Source organism: Campylobacter concisus, assembly GCF_902460705.1.
Taxonomy (GTDB): Bacteria; Campylobacterota; Campylobacteria; order Campylobacterales; family Campylobacteraceae; genus Campylobacter_A; species Campylobacter_A concisus_Z.
In genome coordinates, this window is record NZ_CABPUP010000001.1 from 656,200 (window position 1) to 678,868 (window position 22,669).

A 22,669-nucleotide genomic window follows, 5' to 3' on the forward strand; every position below is an offset into this window, starting at 1 on the left:
CTATTTACTCTTTTTTAGAAAGCTTGCAATGAGGCTTGGCAGAATAATAAGCGCACCAAGCAACATAAAAATCATAACCAGATCAGTTAGAAAACCAAAATAAATAGTTGGAATAAAGTTGCTTGTTACCATCACACTAAAGCCAAGAAAGATGGTAAATGAAGTGTAATACATCGCATATCCGATACTAGCATGAGCAGCTTTAATGCTCTCAAAAACGCTTTTTGTGAGCAACTCTTCTTTAAAACGGTGGATGTAATGGATAATATCATCAACACCGATACCAATACTAATAGCCGCGATTGTGATACTCATCACATCAAGCGGAATACCAAAAAATCCCATCACGCCAAAGAGCGTGCAAAGCGGGATTAAATTTGAAACTATTGCAATGATTGCTAGTTTGATACTTCTAAAAACGAAGCAAAATATGACAAAAAGTATAGCAACAGTTAGCCCAAAGGTATCGACCTGTGAGCTAAGTAAATTTTGAAGCATATTATTATAAAGCACCATCATGCCAGCCACTTCAATACTAACATTATCATTTTTGCCCAGCTCATCAAGTCCAGCTCTTAGCTCTTTTAAAAACTCATTTCTTCTAAGTTTTTCATCGCTATCAACGACTCTTAGACTAAATCTAAGCTCATCATTTTCGATACTCACATAAGGACTTAGTAAGATACTTCTATACTCTTGCGGAAGTTTCTCGTACATAGCGGCAAGTAAAAAGTCATCGCTAGCACCGTTGTTTAGCTCTTTTATGGCTTTGATCAGAGTTGCTAGCGAGCTTACGTGTCCAACGAATTTTTGCTCTTTTAAATAGTCATGAATTTTCTCAGCAACCCTTGTGTGATAGCTATTAAACCAGTATTTCGCATCTTTTGCGCTGCTTTCAAATTCGTTTTCAAACTCATCTTGTTCGGCATTTTTATCTTCTTTTTGCTCTTTAAATTTTACTATCACGTCAACTGGTATAGTACCGCCAAGCTTAGTATCGATAACTTGCATGCCTTTGCGAATTTCAGTACTCTCTTTAAAATAGCCAATAAAGCTATTTTCAACCTTTATCTTACTTATACCATAAACTCCAAACGCAACCACCAACACACAAACTGTGTAGATAAGCTTTCTTGAGCTTAGTGCCAAATTTGCACAGTGTCTTGTAAATTTAAAGCTATTTTCAAATGTTCTAACAGGGGCAAGCTTTTTTAAATTTACATTGATTGCACCAAATAGCAAAAATGCAAGCACAAGCGAAACGCTAATACCAGCGCTCATCATAACGCCAAGCATGATAACTGGTTTTATATCGGCACTCATGAGTGAGCTAAAGCCAATAACTGTTGTAAATATCGCCCAAAAAGATGGAGAAAATTTATCACGTAGCGTCAGGTAGATGAGCTGATTTTGGCTGTATTTTGGATGTTTTGCGTAAAATTCTCGGTAGCTAACAACAAGATGAATCACTGTTGAAATAGTGATAATAAGCTGCAAAGCGATGTAGTTTGAGCTAATAACCGTAACTTCCCAGCCAAACATGCCAAAAATTCCGGTCGTAAAAATGGCACTTACCGCGCAGATAAACATCGGTAAAATAATCCATCTTAACTGTCTAAAAAATAACCATAAACTAAAGCTAAGAAGCGCAAGAACGCTTAGGCCATAGATCAAAAGATCGCCTTTTATAAAACCTATCATATCATCAGCGATCATATTTGCGCCGCCTAAGAATAGCTCGTCATTTGCGTTAAATTTAGCTATGGTTGCTTTTATAGCCTCAAGGTTTTCGTGATCGCTCTTTCTAAGCTCATCTCGGTAGGCTTTAAACTCATAGGCAAGAGCCTCTAGCTTAAGTCGCTCAGCTTGTGTGATAGTGCCGTTTGACTCTTTTTGACTAAATAAATTTCGCTCATTTACAAGTTCATTAAATTTCTCATCTTGTTTTAAATTTAGAGCAATCGCTGTAGTTTTTAGATCTTTGCTTATCAAATTTCCGCTGTAAATCTGACTTTTGGCAAACTCAAGCTTTGCTTTTGAAATATTTATATCTTTATCTTGCAGCGTTGGAGTATGATCTAAGATACCAGTAATCCCGCCTTTTACACTATTTAAAAGCGGAATATTTATTATAGAGATGACGCTATTTACCATATCGTTTTTAGCTAGTTCATCGCCTAAATTTTTGATAAGTTCCAAATTTTTAGGTGAAAAAAGATCATCTTTTGGAGTAAAAGCAACCACTAAAAATCCAGGTGAGTCGTAGCGTTTGGCTATCTCTCTATAAGCTTTTAAGTCAGGGTCATGCTCAAGCAGTAGCGTTTCAGCTGATGCATCGACGCTAAGCTTGGTACTAAGATAGCTAAAAACTACGCTTAAAGCTAAAATTAGAGCAATAATAAGCTTGTTTTTAGCAATGATAAATTTAAAAATTTGTCGCATTAAGGGTTGGTTTTATTTTGATCAGGCAAAACAGCTTCATTTAGCTTTTGTAAAAGAGTATTGAAATCAGCATTATTTAGCACATCACCAAACTGACTTCTGTATGTTTGAATGATGCTCACACCAACGATATCAAGGTCGTAAATGAGCCAGCCACGCTCTTTTGCATCGTAAAATTTATAGACAAATTCATAGTTTTTGCCGTCATTTAGAAGCTCAGATGTGAGCCAGTATCTATTTTTTTGAGGTTCACTCTCGCCAGTTATATGTATCTCTTGATCTTTATACCCTAAAAGTTTATCTATGTATGAGCTTTTCAATTTTTGCTCAAATGCTGCGTCAAATTTGGCTTGCTCATCGCTGCTTAGGCTGTTGTAACGTTTGCCAAGGCTTATCTTTGCCATTTGTTTATAGTCAAAAAATGGATCAAGAAGAGCAAAAATTTCTTTTGTCTTTGCATTATTGTCTAAATTTGTATCTTTTAAAATTTCAATAACCTTTGTTGTTTTCATCTCTACTTCAGGCTTGATCTGCTCTTTTGAAATAGCAAAAAGGCTAGTTGTAAAAAGTAGAATCATAGTTAGAATTTTTAAAATTTTCATATTTACTCCTTGATAAGCTTATCGCGTCTTTGCTCGTAAGCATCGCGTAAAAATGGATAAAGATCAATAGCATCTTTTCTTAGTTTTTCATAAGCAGTTGGATCTTGTGAAAAGCTATTAAACGCTCTATATGACTTGATACCAGTGGATAAAAGTATAGGATCAACGTAGCTAATAGGATCAGCAAAATAATCTCCGACCATGCCACCAGTATCTCTTAAATTTGATGGTCCAATAAGTGGCCAAACGATATGAAAACCACCGCCAAGCCCCCAATATCCAAGCGTTTGTCCAAAATCTTCATCGTGAGCTTTGAGATTGTAGTATTTTGCTCCGTCTGTTAGTCCGCCAAAGCCTATTATCGTATTTGCTAAAAATCTTAATGTCTCTTCACCAGCATTTTGAAATTTAAACTGAAGTAAGTTGTTTACAAAGCGAACTGGGAAAAGCAGATTATCAAAGAAATTTGAAACCATTGTTCTAGCTGTTTTTGGCACAACATAGGCATAGCCTTTTGCCACCGGAGTTAGCATATTTACATAGATAAAGTCATTTGCATGTGTCATCATTCTATTGTAGCCACTAAGTGGGTCAAAAACATCTTTTCTTGCTTCAAATTCAACATCAAATTCATCACTTTCGCTATTTGCATTTATGTCCGTATTAGCACAGGCTAAAAGCAAACTAAAAAAGATAGAAAGCAAAAATTTCATACTAAGCCTTATTTTTATTTATAAAATGTAGCTTGATTTTATCTTTTAAAAACTTTACAAGAAATTAAGAGAAATTTATAAATTGGCTTAAATCTTTAAGCTTAAGGATTAATATAATTAGATATACTTCACAAATTATTCTCTAATATAGTAAAGGTAAAATTTTGAAAGCAGATATAAATTTAGAACTATTTTTAGGCGAAGATACACAGGTTTTAGCTAAACATATTACATTATTAAAGGCCATAAAAGAGACAAAAAGTATCACAAAAGCAGCAGAATTGGTTGGTATATCATATAAAAATGCTTGGGACTGCCTTGATACGATAAATAACAAAAGTAGTAAGCCGCTTATTATTAGAGCTGATGGAAATAAAAAAAATAGTGGCTCTGAACTAAGTGAGTATGCCAATAAACTGATAAAAATTTATGATGCCATTCTTGAGACCCAAAAAGACTTTTTGCAAAAAATTTGTCAAAAAGTAGATTTTGAGGATGTAGATATTATAAATCTTCAAAGAATGAATATGAACTTAAGTGCTAGAAATCAGCTCTCATGTGAGATTATTGGCATAAACCGCGGGGCGGTAAATTCTCAAATAATTGCAAAACTAAGTAATGGCTGCACGCTTGAGTCAAACATCACGGTTGAAAGTGAGAAAAATTTAGGCCTAAAAGTTGGACAAAAAGTTATTTATATTTTTAAAGCTCCAGCTGTTATTTTGACTAAGGATCTAGATATAAAAATAAGCACAAAAAATCAATTAAAAGGCGAAGTGATCGAAGCAAAGATAGGTGCTGTAAATGCCGAAATCACTTTAAAACTAAGCGATGAGCAGACTTTAACTGCCATCATCACAAAAGATAGTGCTATCCAGATGAAAATAGGTGTTGGCGATACACTTTTAGCGATAGTAAAATCATCTCAAATCATTATAGGAGTATAAATGAGAAAAGTTTTTAAATTTTTATGTGTGGCAGCTTTACTTGCCATAAACGCATTTGGCTCAGAAGTAAATGTATATGCTGCAGCAAACACAACATACGCATTTCCAGAGCTTATAAAAGAGTTTAATAAGCTTCATCCAAATGCCAAGATCAATTTAACACTCGGTGCAAGTGGCGGTCTTGTTACTCAGATACAAAACTCAGCTCCGGCCGATATATTCATGGCTGCTGATATGGGCTTTGCTCAAAAAGCTTATGACACAGGATTTGCAGTAGCTGCTCCAAAAGTTTATGCACAAGGTGCTATTGCTCTTTTTTCTATTAGAAATGTTGATTTCAAAAAAGGTATCGAAGTTGTTCGTGGCCTAAAAGCGATCTCTATCGCAAATCCACAAACTGCACCATACGGCAAAGCTAGTATAGAGGCTCTTAAAAATGCAAAACTTTATGACGAAGTAGAAAAAAATATCGTCTATGCTCAAAAAATTTCTGAAACTCTATCTCAAGCATTAAGTGCTTCTGATGTAGGCTTTATCGCAGCTAGTGCACTTTTTGATGAGAAAATGGCAAAATACAAAGAGGGCGTTAATTACATCCTTGTTCCACAAGAGCTATACACTCCGATCGATCAAGGCATAGTTCTTCTAAAACATGCTGAAAAAAATGATGATGCAAAAGCATTTTATGAGTTTATCTTAGGTGATAAATCAAGAGAAATTTTCAAGAAATTTGGTTACAACGTTCCAGCTAAATGATAAGAGCAAAGATCGTTGGGATTTTAACTAAAGATGACGTTAGCTTATTTGAGCTAAAGGGTCTAAATTTAGAGGCAAATTTATTTATGCTAGTCTTGAATGAGGCTAGCAAATTCGCCTTAAATGATGAGATTGACTTAGGTTTTAAAAGCTCCGATGTTATCTTGGCAAAAGACAAACTTGACGCTAGCTCGCTTGAAAACGAGCTAAAGTGCGTGATTGAAGCTATAAATTTTGGTGAAATTTTAAGTGTTATTAGCTTAAAGTGTGGCGAAATTTACTTTGAAGCTATTATCTCAAATCACGCATTAAAAACCATGAACGTAGGTGAAAACGATGAAGTCTTTGCCTATATAAAATCTACAAGCATTCACATAAGTACACAAAAATGATAGAAATTTCTTGTAAAAAAGAGCTAAATGGCGGTGGCGGAAAATTTTTACTTGAGGCTGATCTTAGCTTTGAAAGTGGCGATTTTGTCGCACTTTATGGAGCAAGCGGTGGCGGAAAGACCACCATTTTACGCTTGATCGCTGGTTTTGAAGCACCACAAAGTGGCTTTATAAGAGTTGGGGATAAAATCTTCTTTGATGAAAAGAGAAATTTAGCTCCACAAAAGCGAAATATCGGCTTTTTATTTCAAGACTACGCACTTTTTGAAAATATGAATGTCTTTAAAAATTTACTCTTTGCAAAAAATGATCTAGCTCTAGCAAATAAACTTCTTGATATCTGCGGTCTAACCAGCCTAAAAAATGCAAAAATTAGCACTCTTTCTGGCGGCCAAAAACAACGTGTTGCTTTAGCTCGTGCGGTTATGAGAAAGCCTGAAATTTTACTGCTTGATGAGCCGTTAAGTGCGCTTGATAACGCCATGCGTGAGAAACTTCAAGACTATTTACTAGCACTTCATGATGAGTTTAAGATGAGCATTATTTTAGTAAGCCATGATATCGCTGAAATTTATAAGCTTTGCAATAAAGTCTTTGTCCTTGAAAGTGGAAAAATTTCAAGATCAGGTAGTGCAAGTGAGATATTTTTAAAGAGTGCAGGATCACAGAAATTTGCCTTTAACGCTAAAATTTTAGAGATAAAAAAACGTGATGCTATTTACGTGGCAAATGTATTAATAAACCGCCAAATTTGTGAAGTGGTGCTAAGTAGCAGCGAAGCAATCAATTTAAAAGCAGGCGATATGGTAGTAGTTAGCACAAAAGCATTTAGTGTAAATTTGGAAAAAGCATGATAGACGAGTTAAAAAGTATCGATTACGAGCCATTTTGGCTATCACTAAAATTATCTTTCATAACAACTTTTATTTTATTTTTTGTCTGCATCGCACTTGCCTATTTTATGTCTCAAAAGAAATTTTTTGGCAAGTCGTTTTTAGAGTCGGTAATCTCACTGCCTTTGGTTTTGCCGCCAAGTGTTCTTGGCTTTTATCTACTCATTTTTCTTTCGCCATATTCGGCCTTTGGTAAATTTATCGAGGAAATTTTTGGAGTTAGGCTTGTTTTTAACTTCACAGGTCTTGTTGTGGCAAGTTGTATCTATTCATTGCCATTTATGTTTGGTCCGATTTATGCCGGGCTAAATAGCCTAAAAAAGAGCCTTTTTGAAGCGAGCTATAGTCTTGGTAAAAATAAGCTCACGACTATTTTTAGAGTAATTTTGCCAAGCATCAGATCAAATTTATTAACAGCTACTGTCGTTAGCTTTGCTCACACTATGGGCGAGTTTGGTGTTGTTTTAATGATAGGCGGTAGTGTAGCTGGAGAGAGCAAGGTTGCAAGTATTGCGATATTTGAAGCAGTTGAAATGCTTGATTACACCAAGGCTCATGTCTATGCACTTTTGATGTTAATAATTAGCTTTTTTGTCCTTTTCGTAGTTTATCTTTTAAATTCTAAAAAAGCTTAAGACAAAGCTTATAAAGATATAATAGTAAAAATTTTAAAGGATAAAGTATGATAAAAGTGCCTACAAGTATATATTTAAATACCTTAGACGGTAAGGAATTTGATTTTTCCGCCTTTGTAAGGACACACGACTGCGTTATTTTCATCTATCCAAAGATAGGCGAGGACTTTGGTCTTTTAAGCGAGCAATTGCAAAATACTGCAGGTATGAAGGGCTGCACCAAACAAGCAATAAACTACAAGAAATTTTTAAAAGATTTTAACGATCTTGGTTTCATGGTAGTGGCTATTGGCTCCCAAGATATCGCAGCTCAAAAGAAATTTCAAGAAGAGACTTCAGCTGGAGTTATGTTTTTAAATGATAGTGAGTTTATGCTTGAGAGAGCACTTGAACTTCCGGTTTTTTCTGCATCAAATGGCCATAAATTTTACTTTAGACAAACACTCATCATAAAAGATGGCAAGATAAGGCGCGCATATATAGTGGATGATCCTGAGAATGATGCTAAAAATATGCTAGAAAAAATCAAAGAAAAAGACTACTAGGAGCTAAAATGAGCCAAAATAGCAAAATTGAGAAGTCTTATGATGAGCTAACTTATAAATCAATAGCCTTTGCCCAATCATCGCCATATAGGCTTGAAGCTTGTGCGACAATTCTTGGCATAACTCCACCGCCATGCGAAAATGCAAGAGTTTTAGAGATAGGATGTAGCTTTGGCGGAAATTTGATCCCATTTGCAGTAAATAACAAAAATGCAAAAGTAGTTGGCATAGATCTTAGCGGCGAGCAGATAAGGCGAGGGCAAGAGATCGTTAAAGAAATGGGGCTTACAAATTTAGAGCTTATACATGGTGACATTTGCGAATTTAAAAGTGATGAGAAATTTGACTACATTATCGCTCATGGCGTTTTTAGCTGGGTGCCTGACTTTGTAAAAGAAGCTATATTGAAAGTCGTAAGAGAGAATTTAAGTGCAAATGGCGTGGCGTTTATCTCTTATAATGTTTATCCTGGCTGGAAAGTAAAAGATATCGTAAGAGATATAATGCTACTTGCCGCAAAAGATAAAGAGAGCATGCAAGAGAGGTTAAAAGCAGCCAAAGAAGCACTTTTAGTCTATAAAGAATATTTACTAACAAGAAATGAAGAAATTTATGAGGGAAAAATACCCCTTAAGATGCTTCTTTTTGTAACAGAACATGTGCTCTCAAAAGATGACTTTTACATAGCTCATGAGTTTTTAGAATATACAAATGATCCGTTTTATTTTAAAGATTTTAATGCCATGCTCGCTAAAAATGATCTTACTTATCTTTGTGAATATACGCTTGATGATATTTTTACCCCAGATGTTGGCACAGCCGTAGTAGATGAATACAAAAATAACAAGTTTAAGGACAGAATCGATCTAGAGCAATTCATGGATATGATTAGCAACAAAGTATTTAGACAAAGCCTAATAGTCCATAGCAAGACTTATGAGAGCATAGCCAATAAACAAATAGGCCCAAGCGATATTAATAAAATTCACGTTGTGGCAGATTTTATAAAGAAAGATAACCAGTGGCAAGATAGTTATGGTGCTATGCCACAAGATATATCATGGCTTTGCGAGGTCTTTTATAAGATGTATCCAGCTAGCATAAACCTTTCTCAGATTTTAGAAATTTTGCCAGAAGATAAGCTCATGGTTTATAGCGCTTTTGTAAGAATTTTAACAAACTCGTCTGATGCAATGATTTTAAAAGATGAGCAAAAAAATATCGAGTATAAGCCCGGCTACTCAAGGCTTAGTCAAAATTTAGTAAATTATGTCAGATATTTTTTAAATCATAAAAATAATGCCGATATTGTTTTTGCTAATAAATTTAGTATCTCAAGGAAGCTTAACAATATCGATTATTACATACTTTTATTACTTGATGGTAAAAATAGCTTAGAAGATGTCGCAGCAAAAACCTTAAAATTTATCAAAGAGAACAACGAAGATATATTTGACATAAATGGCAAAGTGCTTAAAAAAGATAAAGTCGTAGCAAACATAATGAGCTACGTACTAGGCACAGCAAAAATAGCTAGTCTGCTTTATCTACTAGAAGAAATTTAAGGTTTAAGTTTTACTTTGTTTATATAGTTGTGTGATTTTATCTTTTAGATTTAGTGTGTTTTTTGAGAGAGCTATGAAAAATGGGCTTTTTAAATTAGCAAGCTCGTAGCTCATCTCTTTGCTGCTATTAGCGTCAAATACTTTTCCACCACAAAAATTTACGAGCGCTTCTCCTGCTGCATTGTCCCAAAGGTAGCTTGGGGCAAATCTCAAATAAGCTCCGCCAAATTCAACCAAACGGCAAAATTTTATGGCTGAACCGATGCACCTTTGCTCAAAATTTAAGCTCTGCCCTATAAGTTCTATCTCCTTGGCATCGCCTCTTCTGCTTGAAAAGATTAGATTGTCTAAATTTTTATCTTTTTTGTTTAGATCAACTCTCTTTATGATTTCATCATTGTCATCTAAAATTTCTTTAAAAGCGCCATTTTCATCAGCATAAAAAAGCTCTTTGCTAACCGGGATAAATATCACGCCAAGCACCGGTCTAGCTTTTTTTATAAGCGCTATGCAAACGCAAAATTCGCCGTTTCTAGCTAGAAATTCTTTAGTGCCATCAAGTGGATCTACGAGCCAAAACTCATCTTTGTCGCTTTCTTGCAAGATGCTCTCTTCGGAGCAAATTTTTATCCCGCTCTTGCTTAGCTCTTTTAGTATCACTTCATTTGCAGCTAGATCAGCGCTAGTTAGTGGTGAGCTGTCATCTTTTAGGCAGACTTTAAGAGCCGTATTATCTGCAGAGTAAAATTTCATTATTTGCGCTCCAGCATTAACGGCTGCTTTTTTAGCTAAATTTAGAAGCTCACTCATTTTGGTGTTCTGTTTGTCTCTCCAACATAAAGCTGTCTTGGGCGGACGATCTTTATCGTATCTTGCTCTTTTAGCTCGATCCACTGACTGATCCAGCCTGGAGTCCTGCCGATGACGAAGATGACGGCAAACATATTATTTGGTATGCCAAGTGCCTTTAGGATGAGCCCTGAGTGAAAATCAACGTTTGGATATAAATTTCTGCTAACAAAGTAGTCATCATTTAGCGCGATCTCCTCAATGCGGTTGGCGATCTTGATAAGCTCTGAATTGATGCCTATCTCATCCATAAGCTGATCTCTCATCTTCTTAAGCACTTTTGCGCGAGGATCGAAGTTTTTATAGACCCTGTGGCCAAAGCCCATTAGCCTAAATGGATCGTTCTTGTCCTTTGCTCTTGCTATGTATCTATCAACGTTTGCTACCGAGCCTATCTCTTCAAGCTGACGTATAACGCCCTCGTTTGCGCCGCCATGAGCCCAGCCCCAAAGTGCTCCAATACCTGCACTTATACATGCGTATGGGTGAGCGTGCGTTGAGCCAACGGTTCTAACGGTCGTTGTTGAAGCGTTTTGCTCGTGATCTGCGTGCAGCATAAAGACCGTGTCAAGTGCTTTTATCTCGATTGGCTTAAGATCGACGTGCTCGTACGGATAGCCTCTCATCATATAAAGGAAATTTTCAGTAAAGCCACGATCTAAATTTGGATATATGATAGGAAGACCGCGTGAGTAGCGGTAGCTAAAGGCCGCGATCGTTGGAATTTTAGCGATTATACGCATAGCCATCTCGTGATACTCTTCAGGTTTATCCATATTTAGATGATCTGAGTAAAAGGCACTTAGGGCTGAGACCGCTGCTTGCAAGATCGCCATAGGGTGCGCCTTGTCTGGAAATGCGTCAAATAGCTTCATCATGCCTTCATGTATAAAGCTTCTTTTTTTAAGCTCGGTTTTAAAATTTATATACTGATCATTTGTTGGAAGCTCTTTGTTTAAGAGTAAATATGCCACGTCTAAAAATGTCTTATTTTCGGCCAAATACGCGATATCATAACCTCTATACATTAGCTCGCCTTTTAAGCCGTCTATATAAGTTATCGCCGAGCGACACATCGCAGTTGAAGTATAGCCTCTATCAAAAGTAAACATTCCAGTATCACTAAAAAATGTCGAGATGTCTATCACATCAGGCCCCATAGTGCCTTTTAGTATAGGAAACTCGTAACTCTTGCCGGTTCTGTTATCAGTTAGCGTAGCTGTATTTGATGACATTTTTACTCCTTACTTCTTGATTGCATTAGAAATTTTATAATTATTGTCCCTATTATAGCTTGAGCTAGGCTTGCTAGGATAAAAGATGAGTAAGAATAGTCACTTATCTCACCTGATCTGTGTGCGATAGTAGCAACTGCTACTAGAAGAGTTAGTGGCATGGATTGTGAGAGAGAAAACAAAAATATCCCCTTAAAGCCTAATTTTCCTACAAATAATACACTTGAAAAAAGCCTTGTGGCAAGCATCGCACAAAATATAAAAATAGCATCTTTTATCACTTCATTTGAGCTTAGGCTTGAGAGCTTGAAGGTTGAGCCTATGTGTATAAAAAATATCGGTACCAAAAAACCAAATCCAAAACTTGAAAGCTTGTGCGGTAAGTCTTTTTTATGATCAAAAAATGTCGCTATAAACATACCCGCGATAAACGCGCCAAAGGCGACCTCTAAATTTAAATAAAGCATAAGTGCAATCATCGAAAAAAATACTGCAATGCTTAGCCTAATATCTTTTTCGTCCTTGTCGTAGTGTGGCATAAGGATCACTTTAAGCCCCGGATACCACCAAAAAAGCACATCTAAAATTTTAAAGCTAAGTACGCTGATGGCCAAAAATAAGATCAAATAGCCAATCGTTAGCCATAAATTTATACTAGCTCCAAACTGCAAATAGGCTGCTATAAATGTCAAAAGTGTAATGCTTATAAGCTCACCAATAGTTGCAATAAGCATGCTTAAATTTAGCCATTTTACATCTCTACCATACTCTTTAAACAGCGTAAATATCATGCCAACGGCCATTATCGGTATAATGATAATATAAAGCAAACTAAGATCAAAACTAAATGTAAGTGCAGTTGCTAGCGAGTAAATGAGCGCAAGATAGATAAGCCCCAGACGTAAAATTTTGCGGTCAATATTTATAAGCATTCTAAGATCGATCTCCATGCCAGCTAGAAACATCAAAAAGAAAAAGCCAACTTCGCTAATTAGCTTAAACATCTCATTTTCGCCGACAAGTCCGATGTAGCTAGCTAGTGCTCCAAGTATTATCTCAGCAGGAGCGACAGGAATGCGTAAAATTTTAGAAATATAAGGCGAAGCAAAGACGATAAATGCCAAAACGACAAGAATACTAAGCTCGCTAGCTTGATGTAACTGCAAAAAGATCCTTAAAATAAAAATGTTTGATTGTATAAAAAGCTTTGTTATTTTTTGATTAAGCTAAGCGATCTTTGGGCAAAATGGCGACAAATTTCTAAAAATTTGGAGTGCAAATTTATGCGTAAATTTCTATTTTTTGTCTTGATGTTTTTTGGAATTTTTGGCTTTACAGACGAGCTAAATTTGGTTCAAAGTTTTAAATTTGATGGAAGCGTTTTTTATAAGAAAAATACAGCCAAAGATGAGAGTTTTTACTTTTTAAAAAATGAAAATTTTGATGAGCATTTCGTAGGCTTTAGAGTAAAATTTGACAAAAATATAAAAAGTGAAAGTATGCTTACTGAGCTAAAAAGAAAGATAAAAGAGGCTAAAGAGGTGCTTTATAGTGAAGAAAATGATCAAATTTTAGCTCTCATAAAAGATGAGATAAGTAGTAAAAATATAGAAATAATCCACTTTTTACTTAGAAATGATGGAGTCTTAATACTTTCATATGAGAGAATTTATGATCCAAAAACTCTGGTAGATGGGCTTAAGCCTGTACTTTTAAGTGAAGCTAAAAATTTTATGCTTCAGATGCCAAAGGTAGAAGCTAGGTAGAAAGGTGGATGTGGCATGTTTTGCACTGCATGTGGTTTTGTTAAATTTCATCAAATTTTAGTAGCCAATTCTTGTGAGTGAATGAAATTTAAAATTTGCACATAGATTGATGAAATTTTTACTTAAAGGGGGACAAAGGGGCTTGAATTGCGTAAGTCGCCCCCTTATCCCACTTTATATCCCCCAATCCCTTAACACGCTCAAAGTGCACGAAATAGGACTATCGTGCCGCATCAGGTTTGTTCTAAAGAAGCTCTAAAAAATTAAAATTTATGAGCGAGCATATCACGGCTCTAAATTTAGTGCTAAACGAAGTGAAGCCCAAATCTAGTAGTCTGCTAGGGCAAGTGAGTAAAGTTTTAAATTTACAAATAAGGCTATTTTATTACTTGCTCTTATAGGCTCTTGCCAAGCAAAATTCCAAGATAGCTTGCAAACAGACAAAGGACAAGGTTTAAAAAGATATTTAAAAAGCCTTTTATCAGTTCGCCTTCCAGTAAAAATTTCACACTATCAAGGCTAAAGCTTGAAAATGTCGTAAATCCGCCAAGTATGCCAATGATCAAGAACACCCTCACGCTTTGGCTTAAATTTAGACAAAACAAAACGCCGATAATGAAGCTGCCAAGCACATTTACGCCAAGTGTTGCGAGCGGAAAGTGACTAAATTTTAGGAGCTCGCCAGCCAAAAACCTAAAACCAGCTCCGATAAAGCCTCCAAGTCCTGCAAAAAGCAAATTTACGAGCATTAGTGGCAGATACTTGCGAAGCCAAAACCGCGCTTTGTAAGCTCATCGATATCCTTGCTAGCTTTCTCGCCTTTTGCGGTGAGGTAGTCGCCTATCACGATCGCATCGGCGCCATTTTCAAAGATCTCGTATTGTCTATCGCCTAAAATTTTCTCTCTACCACCAGCTATCATGACTCTAGTTTCTGGTAGGGCGCTTTTGGTGTCGCGCACTATTTTTAGGGCTTCATCCGCACTAAGAGGAGGCAGATCAAGACTCAATGCTTCATTTTTAATGAAAAAATTTATTGGTGATGAAAACGGCTCAAGCTCTTTTAGACTAGCTCTAAAGCTCACTCTGTCAGCCTCACTCTCACCAACGCCGTAAATACCACCGGTGCAAAGCATAAGCCCAGCTCTTTTTGCATCTAAATTTGTCTGATATCTCTCGTCCCAAGTGTGAGTTTTACAAATTTTTGGGAAAAATTCTCGGCTTGTTTCAAGGTTGTGGTTGTAGCTAAAAACGCCAGCCTTTTTAAGCTCGATAAGCTGCTCGTAAGTTGCCATGCCGTTACATGCGATGAGCATCAAATTTGGTACTTCTTTGCTCACGGCTCTTGCTAAAGATGCGATGTAGTCGGTCTTTTTGTCATTCAGCCTAGCACCACTTGTGACTAAACAAAAGCCAAGAGCGTGGTTTTTATAAGCCATTTTTGCCTCATCCACCACCTGCTGCACACTTTTTTCTTTAAATTTTGAGATATCGGCACCAGCTTTGGCACTTTGTGTGCAGTAAGCGCAGTCCTCGGCGCAGTTTCCTTGAGTGACTGAGCATATCGCACAGAGCATAATTGTTTTCATTTTTCATCCTTTTTTGGGGCGTATTATAGCTTTGATAGGTTTAAAATTTAAGTAGGATGGTTTATAAATTTGCAAAAATAGTTTGATGAAATGTATAAATTTATTTTTATTCAAAGGGAGATAAATGGGCTTGAGTTACGGTCTGCTTGCAGCTGCGAGCTAGCGAAGCAAAGAGCCGTCCCCTTATCCCCCTATCCTCTAAATCCTTCGCACGTTAGAAGTGCATGTGATAGCGATTTTGCACTGCATGTGTTCGTATATCTATAAATTTTAAAATTTCTCCAAGATATAAATTTATTAAAAGCTATGCGAAAAGCTTAAATTTTATGACATTACTTTCTTTTATAAATTTCCGCTCTCTCTTTTAAAAGATCTGTTTTTAAATTTGGTAAAGCGCTAAGCTCGCCAAAAAGTCCAAAAGGTGGATACTACGATGTGAAGCTGCCCTCTAACTGAGTGCAGTTTATGACGAGGCTCTTTTACCCTTTGTACTGGCTAACTTCTACAATGGTTTCAGGCATTTAAAGTCCAAATTTATAAAAGCCAAATTTAGGCTCAAGGGCTCAGATTTGGCTAGAAATTTTTAGTTTTCAGAGATAAGGGTCTTTTTCTTACATTTTGTGCACTCTATAAATGTGCCTTTTTTAAGCTCTTTTTTGATCATACCTCTGCCACACTCGTCACACTTTTGAGCTACTGGCTCATAGCTTGAAATGAAGTCGCACTTTGGATAGTTGGCACAACCATAAAATTTACCGCGCCTACTAAATCTCTCGACGATCTCGCCGCCGCATTTTGGACATGGCACGTCAAGCTTTTTAAGCTCGCGTTTTGGCTTGGCTGCCGTTGTCACACCCAGCTCGGTACTCTTTTCGCTATCTTTTGCGACATTTCTTGAATATTTGCATTTTGGGAAATTTGAACAAGCGATAAATTCGCCGTATCTGCCCTTTCTAAGCACTAGCTCGCTTCCGCACTCTGGGCACTTCTCGCCGATCGGAGTGGCTGTTTTTAGGCTTTTTATGCCAGTTTTGCCAGCGCTTATTTTCTCCATAAATGGATAGTAAAAGTCGCTTAGCACCTTTTGCCAGTCAGCCTTGTCAAGCGCTATCTCATCGAGCTTTTCTTCAAGATGTGATGTAAATTCGCTATCGACGATGTTGCTAAAGTGCTCCTCCAAAACGCCTATCATGCTAAATGCGATCTCGTTTGGTATGAGCTGCTTTTTCTCGATCCTTACGTAGTCTCTTGATGTTAGCAGCGAGATGGTCGGTGCGTAGGTGCTTGGGCGACCGATGCCTAGGCTTTCTAGCTTTTTAACAAGGCCAGCCTCAGAGTACCTGGCTGGTGGCTCGGTGAAGTTTTGCGTGCTTTTTATGCTTTGCAAACTCATCTCGTCGCCCTTTTTTAAATTTGGCAAAATTTTATCCTTATCAAGCTCGCCATAAACCTTGTAAAAGCCGTCAAATAGCACCTTTCTGCCACTTATCTTAAACTCGCCTTTTTTGCTCGCGACATAGACGTTTTGCGTTTGGCTCACACATGCGCTCATTTGACATGCTAAAAATCTATTGTAGATGAGCGTGTAGAGTTTGAGTGCGTCTTTTTCTAAAAATTTAGCCGCGATTTGCGGTGTGAAGTTTAAATTTGTAGGACGGATCGCTTCGTGGGCTTCTTGCGCGCCTTTTGAGCTTGTCGTGTAGCTTATCGCTTTGGCTGGCAGATACTCTTTACCGTAGTTTTGCAATATATGCTCCCTAGCGGCCGCGACAGCCTCTTTGGCTAAATTTAAGCTATCCGTTCTCATATAGGTGATCGCACCCATGAAGCCATCGTTTGTTTGCACGCCCTCATAGAGACTTTGCGCGATCATCATCGTTTTTTTAGGGCTAAAACCAAGACGGTTGCTCGCACTTTGCTGAAGAGTTGAGGTCATAAATGGTGGGCTTGGCTGTATCTTTCTATCTTTACTCTCAATCTCACGGACGCTAAATTTCTCATTTTGTAAATTTTCAATGATGTATTTTGCGCGGTCTGGATTTTGGATAGTTAGTTTTTCGATCTTTTGATTTTCAAATTTAACTAGTTCAGCGTCCAAGTCTTTTTTGAAAAATGTATCGATCGTGTAGTATTCGACAGGCTTAAATGCCTGTATCTCACGCTCGCGGTCGACTATTATTTTTAGAGCTGCACTTTGCACACGGCCAGCGCTTAGCCCTTTTTGTATCTTTAAATTTAAAAGTGGGCTTAGCTTGTAGCCAACGATGCGGTCGAGCAAACGCCTTGTTTGCTGGGCATTGACGCTGTTCATATCGACGTGTCTTGGGCTTTTTAGAGCGTTTTGTATGGCGCTTTTAGTGATCTCGTGAAATACGATGCGAGGCAGGCTTGTTGGCTCTTTGCCGATGGCATTTGCGATGTGAAACGCGATCGCCTCACCCTCTCTATCCTCATCGGTCGCGAGGTAAATTTCATCTGCAGCTTTGGCAAGCTCTTTTATCTCTTTTACGATGGCGGAGTGATCGCTGCTGACGCGGTATTCTGGGGTAAATTTATCATCTTCTATCTTGATGCCAAAGCTCGTTTTTGGCAGGTCTCTGATGTGGCCCTTTGAGGCGATGACGTTGTAGCTTTTATCTAAGAAATTTTTGATAGTCTTTGCTTTTGCGGGAGATTCCACGATGATTAAGCTTTTCATTATATATAGCCTTTAATTTTTTTGGCGTAATTGTAGCAAAAATAATTTTTAAAGTATCAAGGCATAAAAAATCAAATCCGTCTTCATTATTTTAAAAATTTTTTCATTCATGCCTATAAAGTTTTTAGAAAATTTCACGATATAGTTTTTGTGCGACAAGAAGTCGTAACTAAAAAATTAAAAGGATTTACAATGAGTTTTCGTATTAACACAAACGTAAACGCACTTAACACACATGCTAACGCAGTTAGCAACAACACTGACCTATCTAAGTCACTTAACAAACTTAGCTCAGGTCTTAGGATTCAAACAGCTGCAGACGATGCTTCAGGTCTATCTATTGCAGATAGTTTAAGAAGTCAAGCTTCAGCTTTAGGTCAAGCTATTGCAAATGGTAATGATGCTATTGGTATCATTCAAGTTGCCGATAAAGCTATGGACGAGCAGCTAAAAATTCTTGATACTATCAAGACAAAAGCTACTCAATCAGCTCAAGACGGCCAAACAACTCAATCACGCCAAGCATTGCAAGCTGATATCGTTCGTCTAATGGAAGAGCTTGACAATATCGGTAACACTACTTCATTTAACGGTCAGCAACTACTAAACGGAACATTCTCTAATAAAGAATTCCAAATAGGTGCTTACTCAAACCAAACTGTTAAAGCAAGTATTGGTGCGACTACGTCTGATAAGATAGGCCTTACACGTTTTGAGAGCTCAAGACTACTTACAGCTATGGGTGTAGTAAATCTTAAATTCTTAAACGTTGATGGTGTAAATGATGTTGGCGTTACAGCTGCTACTATCTCAACAGGTATAGGTAAAGGACTTGGTTCTTTAGCTGAGAATATCAACAAAGTTGCTGATAGAACTGGCGTTAGAGCTACAGCTGACGTTACTTGGAAAGCTAGTGCCGCTATCGCTGGTGGTTTGATACAATCTTTAACAATCAACGGTGTTAAAATCGGCGACTTGGAAGTTAAAGCAAATGATGCAAACGGTGCGCTTGTAAATGCTATCAACTCTGTAAAAGATCAAACTGGCGTTGAAGCTTCTGTTGATGCTGAAACAGGCAAAATGGTACTAACAAGCCGCGATGGCCGTGCTATCGTAGCAAGTGGTAAAGATATCTCAAAAGGTCTTGGTGGTAAAGGTAATGCTGGTAAAGGTACATCTTTAACCGGTTTCGTAGGTAGACTAAACCTAGTTCGCCTTGATGGTAGAGATATTAAGTTAAATGCTGGTGGCGTTGCTAAACTATCGTTAGCATTCTCTGCCAATGGTGGTGCTCAACAATCAGTATCACTAAGAGACATAAGAGGCCAAATAGATAAAAACCTAGCAACTGCTATGGGCTTCCAAAGAATGAGTGGAGCTTTATCAGTAGCTCAATCTGCTGGTGTTATGACACTTCGTGGTGCGATGGCTGTTATGAGTATCGCTGAGTCAGCTCAAAAAACACTTGATCAAGTTCGTTCAGACCTTGGTTCAGTTCAAAACCAACTTCAAGCTACAGTTAATAACATTACTGTAACTCAAGTTAACGTAAAATCAGCAGAATCTCAAATTAGAGACGTAGATTTTGCTAGCGAGTCTGCTAACTTCTCAAAACATAATATCCTAGCTCAGTCAGGTGCTTATGCTATGAGCCAAGCAAACAGCGTTCAACAAAACGTAATGAAGCTTCTACAATAGTAGGAGCTGAGTGAAGTTTCCTTGAAAACGTAATGAAGCTACTACAGTAGTTAATTAAGGTTTTAAGTAGAGGCTTTGTTGTAGTACAAAGCCTTAAGAGTGTTAATGCTTTTACAATACGCAAACCCACGCCCCAAAGCTTAGCTTTGGGGTTTTATATACTAAAATAATATAATTCATGTATCTATTTTATCTTCTTTGATCTAGGGTTTTAAACATGATAGAGGCTTACTAAAACTAGTAAGCCAAGTAAAAAGACCGTAAGTAAAATAATTTTACTTTACAAGTTGGTTTACATACTCAGTATAAAATTTTCTTTTGCACTTCCTATCTCATTTTTAGTTATTAGTTTTCTTTTTTTAAGCTCAGCAACAAGTGCTTTCGAAGCTTTTTTAGTAACTTCAATATCAGCATTTAGACCCCCAGCTGCAGAGAACATCCAGTATTTGTGCATATTTACCCACATAAGAAGCTTGTTGGTTTTTTGGATAGTTGTGTCACTTGGCGCTACAGAAATTTTTGCAAGCTCAAGTTCTTGATAGTAGACTGAAATTTGCAATATATTATCTACATATTTTTGGTAATTACGTTTTGCTATTACATCTTTTAGCTTATCTATCTTTTTTGTTATTTTAAGAAGCTCATTAAAGTGCTTTTTTTCTATTCTATTTTCTTTATTAAGCTCAAGTAATTTGTCTATACTAGGCACTACTTCTAAAAAGACTTTTTCTATTTGTTGCTTGACTTCACTTTGAGCTTTTATTTTTGCAAGTATGACTTTATAAGCTTTTAAAAGGTTTTTATTTACCGTCGTTTCACTATCTTTTTTTATATTAGGCAGTTTTTTAATCTCTTTGCCTTTGCAAAGCTCATGCATTACTTCTAAAAACGGCTTTTCTATAGTGCCTTCTATTCTAGCACCACCTTCGGTACAGTTATATGATTTTATATTCTCTAAGCTTGATTGGGCGATGTCATTTTCAAACTGGTTTTTAAATAGAGTCCAAACATATGTTGTTTTAACCTCTCCCTCTCCGCCATAAGCTTTAACATGTATATTTTCATCCGCTTGTGCAAAAGCGTGACCTTTTGCATGGCTCGCCCCATCTTTACTAAATGCTAGATCCTGTCCTATGAAAACGATATTTTTATGTCCTAAGACATAGGCTAGCTGGTAGGCCATGTTTGCACAACTATGTCCCACACCCAAATATCCATATCTTTTTAGGCCAAACATATACTCCTCTTGTTGAGGTCTCATGGTTAGTACTAGTTTTCTTGGCAAGATATTTTTAATGGTTTGCTTGTGTGTAACTGAGGCAACAATAAAGTGTATATTGTCATCAATATTTGGATGTTTTTTTTCAAAAAAACTAGAGGTTGGTTCTATTCTTTCAATCGACATTACATAATCAGGCTTGATATCATGCCTTGCAAGGATTGGATAAGAGGCATCAACACTTATAATGCTAACATATGGAGCAAATTTTTTAAGCGTATTAAGCTGTTTATCTAGGCTTGGGCCAGTTGATACAATTATAGCTGTATCCATAAGACCATATCTTTTTTTAACAAGACTTGTGTAGCAGTAATTGCTAATCATCGGTACCAAGTTTTCGCAATTTTGTCTTGTGCCTAATAAAAGATCGTCTATGCTATTGCCGTGAGCAACTACTATTTGAGAAAATGCTCTTGTAATCTCTTTATTTATTCTTATGTAGTCTTCTTCAAATTGATCATAAAAAGGCATATGAATCATAAGATTATCATAGGTTTTTGCATATGAGTTTAGTTTTGCTTCTGTAACCAGATAATAAAAATGCGTATAGGTTGCAAATTTTGAATAAAAAAGTATTACCTGTCCACTTTCTAGTTCATTTGATAGATCAATGACGTTTAAAACAAGATATATGATCTCGATCTCTGGCTCTATGACTACGATTTTTTGGTGTGTTTCATTTTTTGCTAGTGCTTTATAGAGTACGCCATTGCCTAGTCCATAAAAAAATAGTATCGGATAACGTTTATAGTCACTTTCTATATCTTCAAGTAGCTTTAAAATATCTGCTCCAGGATTTTCATAGATATATTTAAAAGTATGCTTGTTTATTAAATTTATATCAATTGGGTCTTTCCCTATAAAAATTTCATAATCTTCATTTCCAGCAATAGACCAAAGTCTAGCTGCTAGAATTTCATCTTGCTGAAATAGTGCTTGAAGATTTTTTTGAAAGATAGGATTTTGTATATTTGATACATTGTCTTTAGATGGTTTCGCTTTTTTATTAGATGCCTTATCGTTTTTGTTATTCATATCAAATCCTCCTTTGTTAATCTCTCGCTAAATTTTATATCTCTTTTTGCTTTTTTGCCGATCAGCTCTTTTAAAAATTTAGGGTGCAGGCCGTACCCTGGACGCACGCTCCTTATATTTTGCTCGCTAAAATTTTCACCCTTTTTTATATCTGCGCTTGCATAAAGTGAGCGTGAAAATCTCCTGTTTAAAGCTGCTTTTTCGTCTAGCTCGTAGTTTACCACACCCAAAAGCTCCTCAGCCTCTCTAACGCATTTTGTCATAAGGGCAAATTCGCTCTCATCAAGGCTAAATGCGCTATCAACGCTTTTTACGCTTTTATCAAGTATAAAATGCTTTTCAATTATTCTAGCACCCAAACTAACCGCAACAACTGGAGCTGTCACGCCTAATGTGTGATCAGAAAAGCCGACCTCTACGCCAAATTTCTCTCTCATATTGGCTATCGTTTGTAAATTCATACCATTTAGCGGCGCTGGGTAGCTTGAAGTACATTTTAAAAGGGCGATATCGTTATTGCCTACGTTTTTGCAAATTTGTACCACATCTCTTATCTCCTCTTCATAGGCTATACCAGTTGAGATGATGATGGGCCTACCTTTTTTGGCCACAAACTCTACAAAATCATAGTCCGTCACCTCAAAGCTTGCTATCTTATAAGCTGGCGGATTAAACTGCTCTAAAAAGTTGGCGTCATCCTTGCAAAATGGGCTTGAAAAGCAGACAAGTCCTTCTTCTTTTGCTACTTTAAAAAGCTCGGCGTGCCACTCTTTTGGCGTTAGCGCCTCTTGATAAAGCTCGTATAAATTTCTCTTGTCCCAAAGTCCGCCCTTAATGACAAAGTCGTCCAGGTGCGAATTTAGAGTCAAACTATCAGGCGTATATGTCTGAAGCTTTATCGCGTCAGCTCCAGCGCGCTTAGCCGCCTTTATCGTATCTACCGCCGTTTTTAGGCTACCACTGTGATTAGCAGAAAGCTCTGCTATTATAAAGACCTTTTTGTCTGTATCAAAATTTCCTATTTTCATCCG

Annotated in this window: 20 protein-coding genes; 9 read left to right on the forward strand and 11 right to left on the reverse strand. The window is 37.0% G+C overall.

Translation table 11 applies throughout. From position 1 onward, the window contains the following. Genes F3G75_RS03160 through F3G75_RS03170 form a run of 3 tightly spaced genes read right to left on the reverse strand, consistent with a single transcriptional unit; the run spans nt 1 to nt 3,757 of the window. A complete protein-coding gene (locus F3G75_RS03160; RefSeq protein WP_149716526.1) occupies nt 1-2,442 on the reverse strand; it encodes an efflux RND transporter permease subunit in 2,442 nt (813 codons plus the stop codon). Further along, complete coding sequence (locus tag F3G75_RS03165; RefSeq protein ID WP_149716527.1) at nt 2,442-3,044, reverse strand: Tgt2/MlaC family protein; 603 nt, start codon at nt 3,042-3,044, stop codon at nt 2,442-2,444. The genes F3G75_RS03160 and F3G75_RS03165 overlap by 1 nt, the downstream gene beginning before the upstream one ends. Nucleotides 3,045-3,046: 2 nt before the next feature. Next, nucleotides 3,047-3,757 (reverse strand): MlaA family lipoprotein, encoded by a 711-nt coding sequence (locus F3G75_RS03170; RefSeq protein WP_107696076.1) that lies wholly within the window; start codon nt 3,755-3,757, stop codon nt 3,047-3,049. 164 nt (nt 3,758-3,921) lie between these two features. Between F3G75_RS03170 and F3G75_RS03175 the strand changes: the two genes are divergently transcribed. Genes F3G75_RS03175 through F3G75_RS03205 form a run of 7 tightly spaced genes read left to right on the forward strand, consistent with a single transcriptional unit; the run spans nt 3,922 to nt 9,490 of the window. Continuing rightward, a complete protein-coding gene (locus tag F3G75_RS03175; protein WP_149716528.1) occupies nt 3,922-4,704 on the forward strand; it encodes a TOBE domain-containing protein in 783 nt (260 codons plus the stop codon). Further along, the gene (modA, locus tag F3G75_RS03180; RefSeq protein WP_149716529.1) at nt 4,705-5,460 is read left to right on the forward strand and encodes a molybdate ABC transporter substrate-binding protein; all 756 of its coding nucleotides are present in this window, start codon (nt 4,705-4,707) and stop codon (nt 5,458-5,460) included. It abuts the gene before it with no gap. Further along, the gene (locus tag F3G75_RS03185) at nt 5,457-5,852 is read left to right on the forward strand and encodes a TOBE domain-containing protein (RefSeq protein ID WP_149716530.1); all 396 of its coding nucleotides are present in this window, start codon (nt 5,457-5,459) and stop codon (nt 5,850-5,852) included. The genes modA and F3G75_RS03185 overlap by 4 nt, the downstream gene beginning before the upstream one ends. Beyond that, nucleotides 5,849-6,706 carry a sulfate/molybdate ABC transporter ATP-binding protein gene (locus F3G75_RS03190; RefSeq protein ID WP_149716531.1) on the forward strand — a complete coding sequence of 286 codons (858 nt, stop codon included), beginning with the start codon at nt 5,849-5,851 and terminating at the stop codon, nt 6,704-6,706. Before F3G75_RS03185 ends, F3G75_RS03190 begins: the two co-directional genes overlap by 4 nt. Continuing rightward, nucleotides 6,703-7,380 (forward strand): molybdate ABC transporter permease subunit, encoded by a 678-nt coding sequence (gene modB, locus F3G75_RS03195; RefSeq protein WP_149707204.1) that lies wholly within the window; start codon nt 6,703-6,705, stop codon nt 7,378-7,380. The genes F3G75_RS03190 and modB overlap by 4 nt, the downstream gene beginning before the upstream one ends. A 47-nt stretch (nt 7,381-7,427) precedes the next feature. Continuing rightward, nucleotides 7,428-7,925 (forward strand): redoxin family protein, encoded by a 498-nt coding sequence (locus F3G75_RS03200; RefSeq protein WP_149716532.1) that lies wholly within the window; start codon nt 7,428-7,430, stop codon nt 7,923-7,925. A gap of 8 nt (nt 7,926-7,933) precedes the next feature. Next, the gene (locus F3G75_RS03205) at nt 7,934-9,490 is read left to right on the forward strand and encodes a class I SAM-dependent methyltransferase (RefSeq protein ID WP_149716533.1); all 1,557 of its coding nucleotides are present in this window, start codon (nt 7,934-7,936) and stop codon (nt 9,488-9,490) included. Nucleotides 9,491-9,493: 3 nt separating this feature from the next. On the opposite strand, the gene F3G75_RS03210 is transcribed toward F3G75_RS03205, so the two are convergent. The 3 genes from F3G75_RS03210 to F3G75_RS03220 are packed head-to-tail and all read right to left on the reverse strand — an operon-like array spanning nt 9,494 to nt 12,740. Further along, the gene (locus F3G75_RS03210; protein ID WP_149716534.1) at nt 9,494-10,300 is read right to left on the reverse strand and encodes a 3'(2'),5'-bisphosphate nucleotidase CysQ family protein; all 807 of its coding nucleotides are present in this window, start codon (nt 10,298-10,300) and stop codon (nt 9,494-9,496) included. Continuing rightward, nucleotides 10,297-11,574 carry a citrate synthase gene (locus tag F3G75_RS03215; protein ID WP_084109619.1) on the reverse strand — a complete coding sequence of 426 codons (1,278 nt, stop codon included), beginning with the start codon at nt 11,572-11,574 and terminating at the stop codon, nt 10,297-10,299. The genes F3G75_RS03210 and F3G75_RS03215 overlap by 4 nt, the downstream gene beginning before the upstream one ends. A gap of 2 nt (nt 11,575-11,576) precedes the next feature. Further along, nucleotides 11,577-12,740 carry a cation:proton antiporter gene (locus F3G75_RS03220; RefSeq protein ID WP_072595383.1) on the reverse strand — a complete coding sequence of 388 codons (1,164 nt, stop codon included), beginning with the start codon at nt 12,738-12,740 and terminating at the stop codon, nt 11,577-11,579. Between the two features lie 51 nt (nt 12,741-12,791). On the opposite strand from F3G75_RS03220, the gene F3G75_RS03225 reads away from it, so the two are divergent. After that, nucleotides 12,792-13,340: a hypothetical protein gene (locus tag F3G75_RS03225; protein WP_188115380.1), complete on the forward strand. Its 549-nt coding sequence runs from the start codon at nt 12,792-12,794 to the stop codon at nt 13,338-13,340. A gap of 395 nt (nt 13,341-13,735) precedes the next feature. On the opposite strand, the gene crcB is transcribed toward F3G75_RS03225, so the two are convergent. From crcB to topA, 3 genes are all read right to left on the reverse strand, one after another. Continuing rightward, on the reverse strand, nt 13,736-14,089 hold the full coding sequence (gene crcB / locus F3G75_RS03230) for a fluoride efflux transporter CrcB (protein WP_149716535.1): 354 nt from the start codon (nt 14,087-14,089) through the stop codon (nt 13,736-13,738). Continuing rightward, the gene (locus F3G75_RS03235; RefSeq protein ID WP_149716536.1) at nt 14,089-14,928 is read right to left on the reverse strand and encodes a biotin synthase; all 840 of its coding nucleotides are present in this window, start codon (nt 14,926-14,928) and stop codon (nt 14,089-14,091) included. Before F3G75_RS03235 ends, crcB begins: the two co-directional genes overlap by 1 nt. A gap of 583 nt (nt 14,929-15,511) precedes the next feature. Further along, nucleotides 15,512-17,629 carry a type I DNA topoisomerase gene (gene topA / locus F3G75_RS03245; protein WP_188115387.1) on the reverse strand — a complete coding sequence of 706 codons (2,118 nt, stop codon included), beginning with the start codon at nt 17,627-17,629 and terminating at the stop codon, nt 15,512-15,514. Nucleotides 17,630-17,818: 189 nt separating this feature from the next. On the opposite strand from topA, the gene F3G75_RS03250 reads away from it, so the two are divergent. Continuing rightward, nucleotides 17,819-19,324, forward strand: a complete 1,506-nt coding sequence (locus F3G75_RS03250; protein ID WP_149716538.1) for a flagellin B — start codon at nt 17,819-17,821, stop codon at nt 19,322-19,324. A gap of 292 nt (nt 19,325-19,616) precedes the next feature. Here the strand turns inward: F3G75_RS03250 and F3G75_RS03255 are convergent, their stop codons facing one another. Then, nucleotides 19,617-21,638, reverse strand: a complete 2,022-nt coding sequence (locus F3G75_RS03255) for a motility associated factor glycosyltransferase family protein (protein WP_149716539.1) — start codon at nt 21,636-21,638, stop codon at nt 19,617-19,619. Beyond that, entirely contained in the window at nt 21,635-22,666 is a 1,032-nt protein-coding gene (pseI, locus tag F3G75_RS03260; RefSeq protein ID WP_149716540.1) for a pseudaminic acid synthase, read from the reverse strand. The genes F3G75_RS03255 and pseI overlap by 4 nt, the downstream gene beginning before the upstream one ends. Nucleotides 22,667-22,669 lie beyond the last annotated feature (3 nt).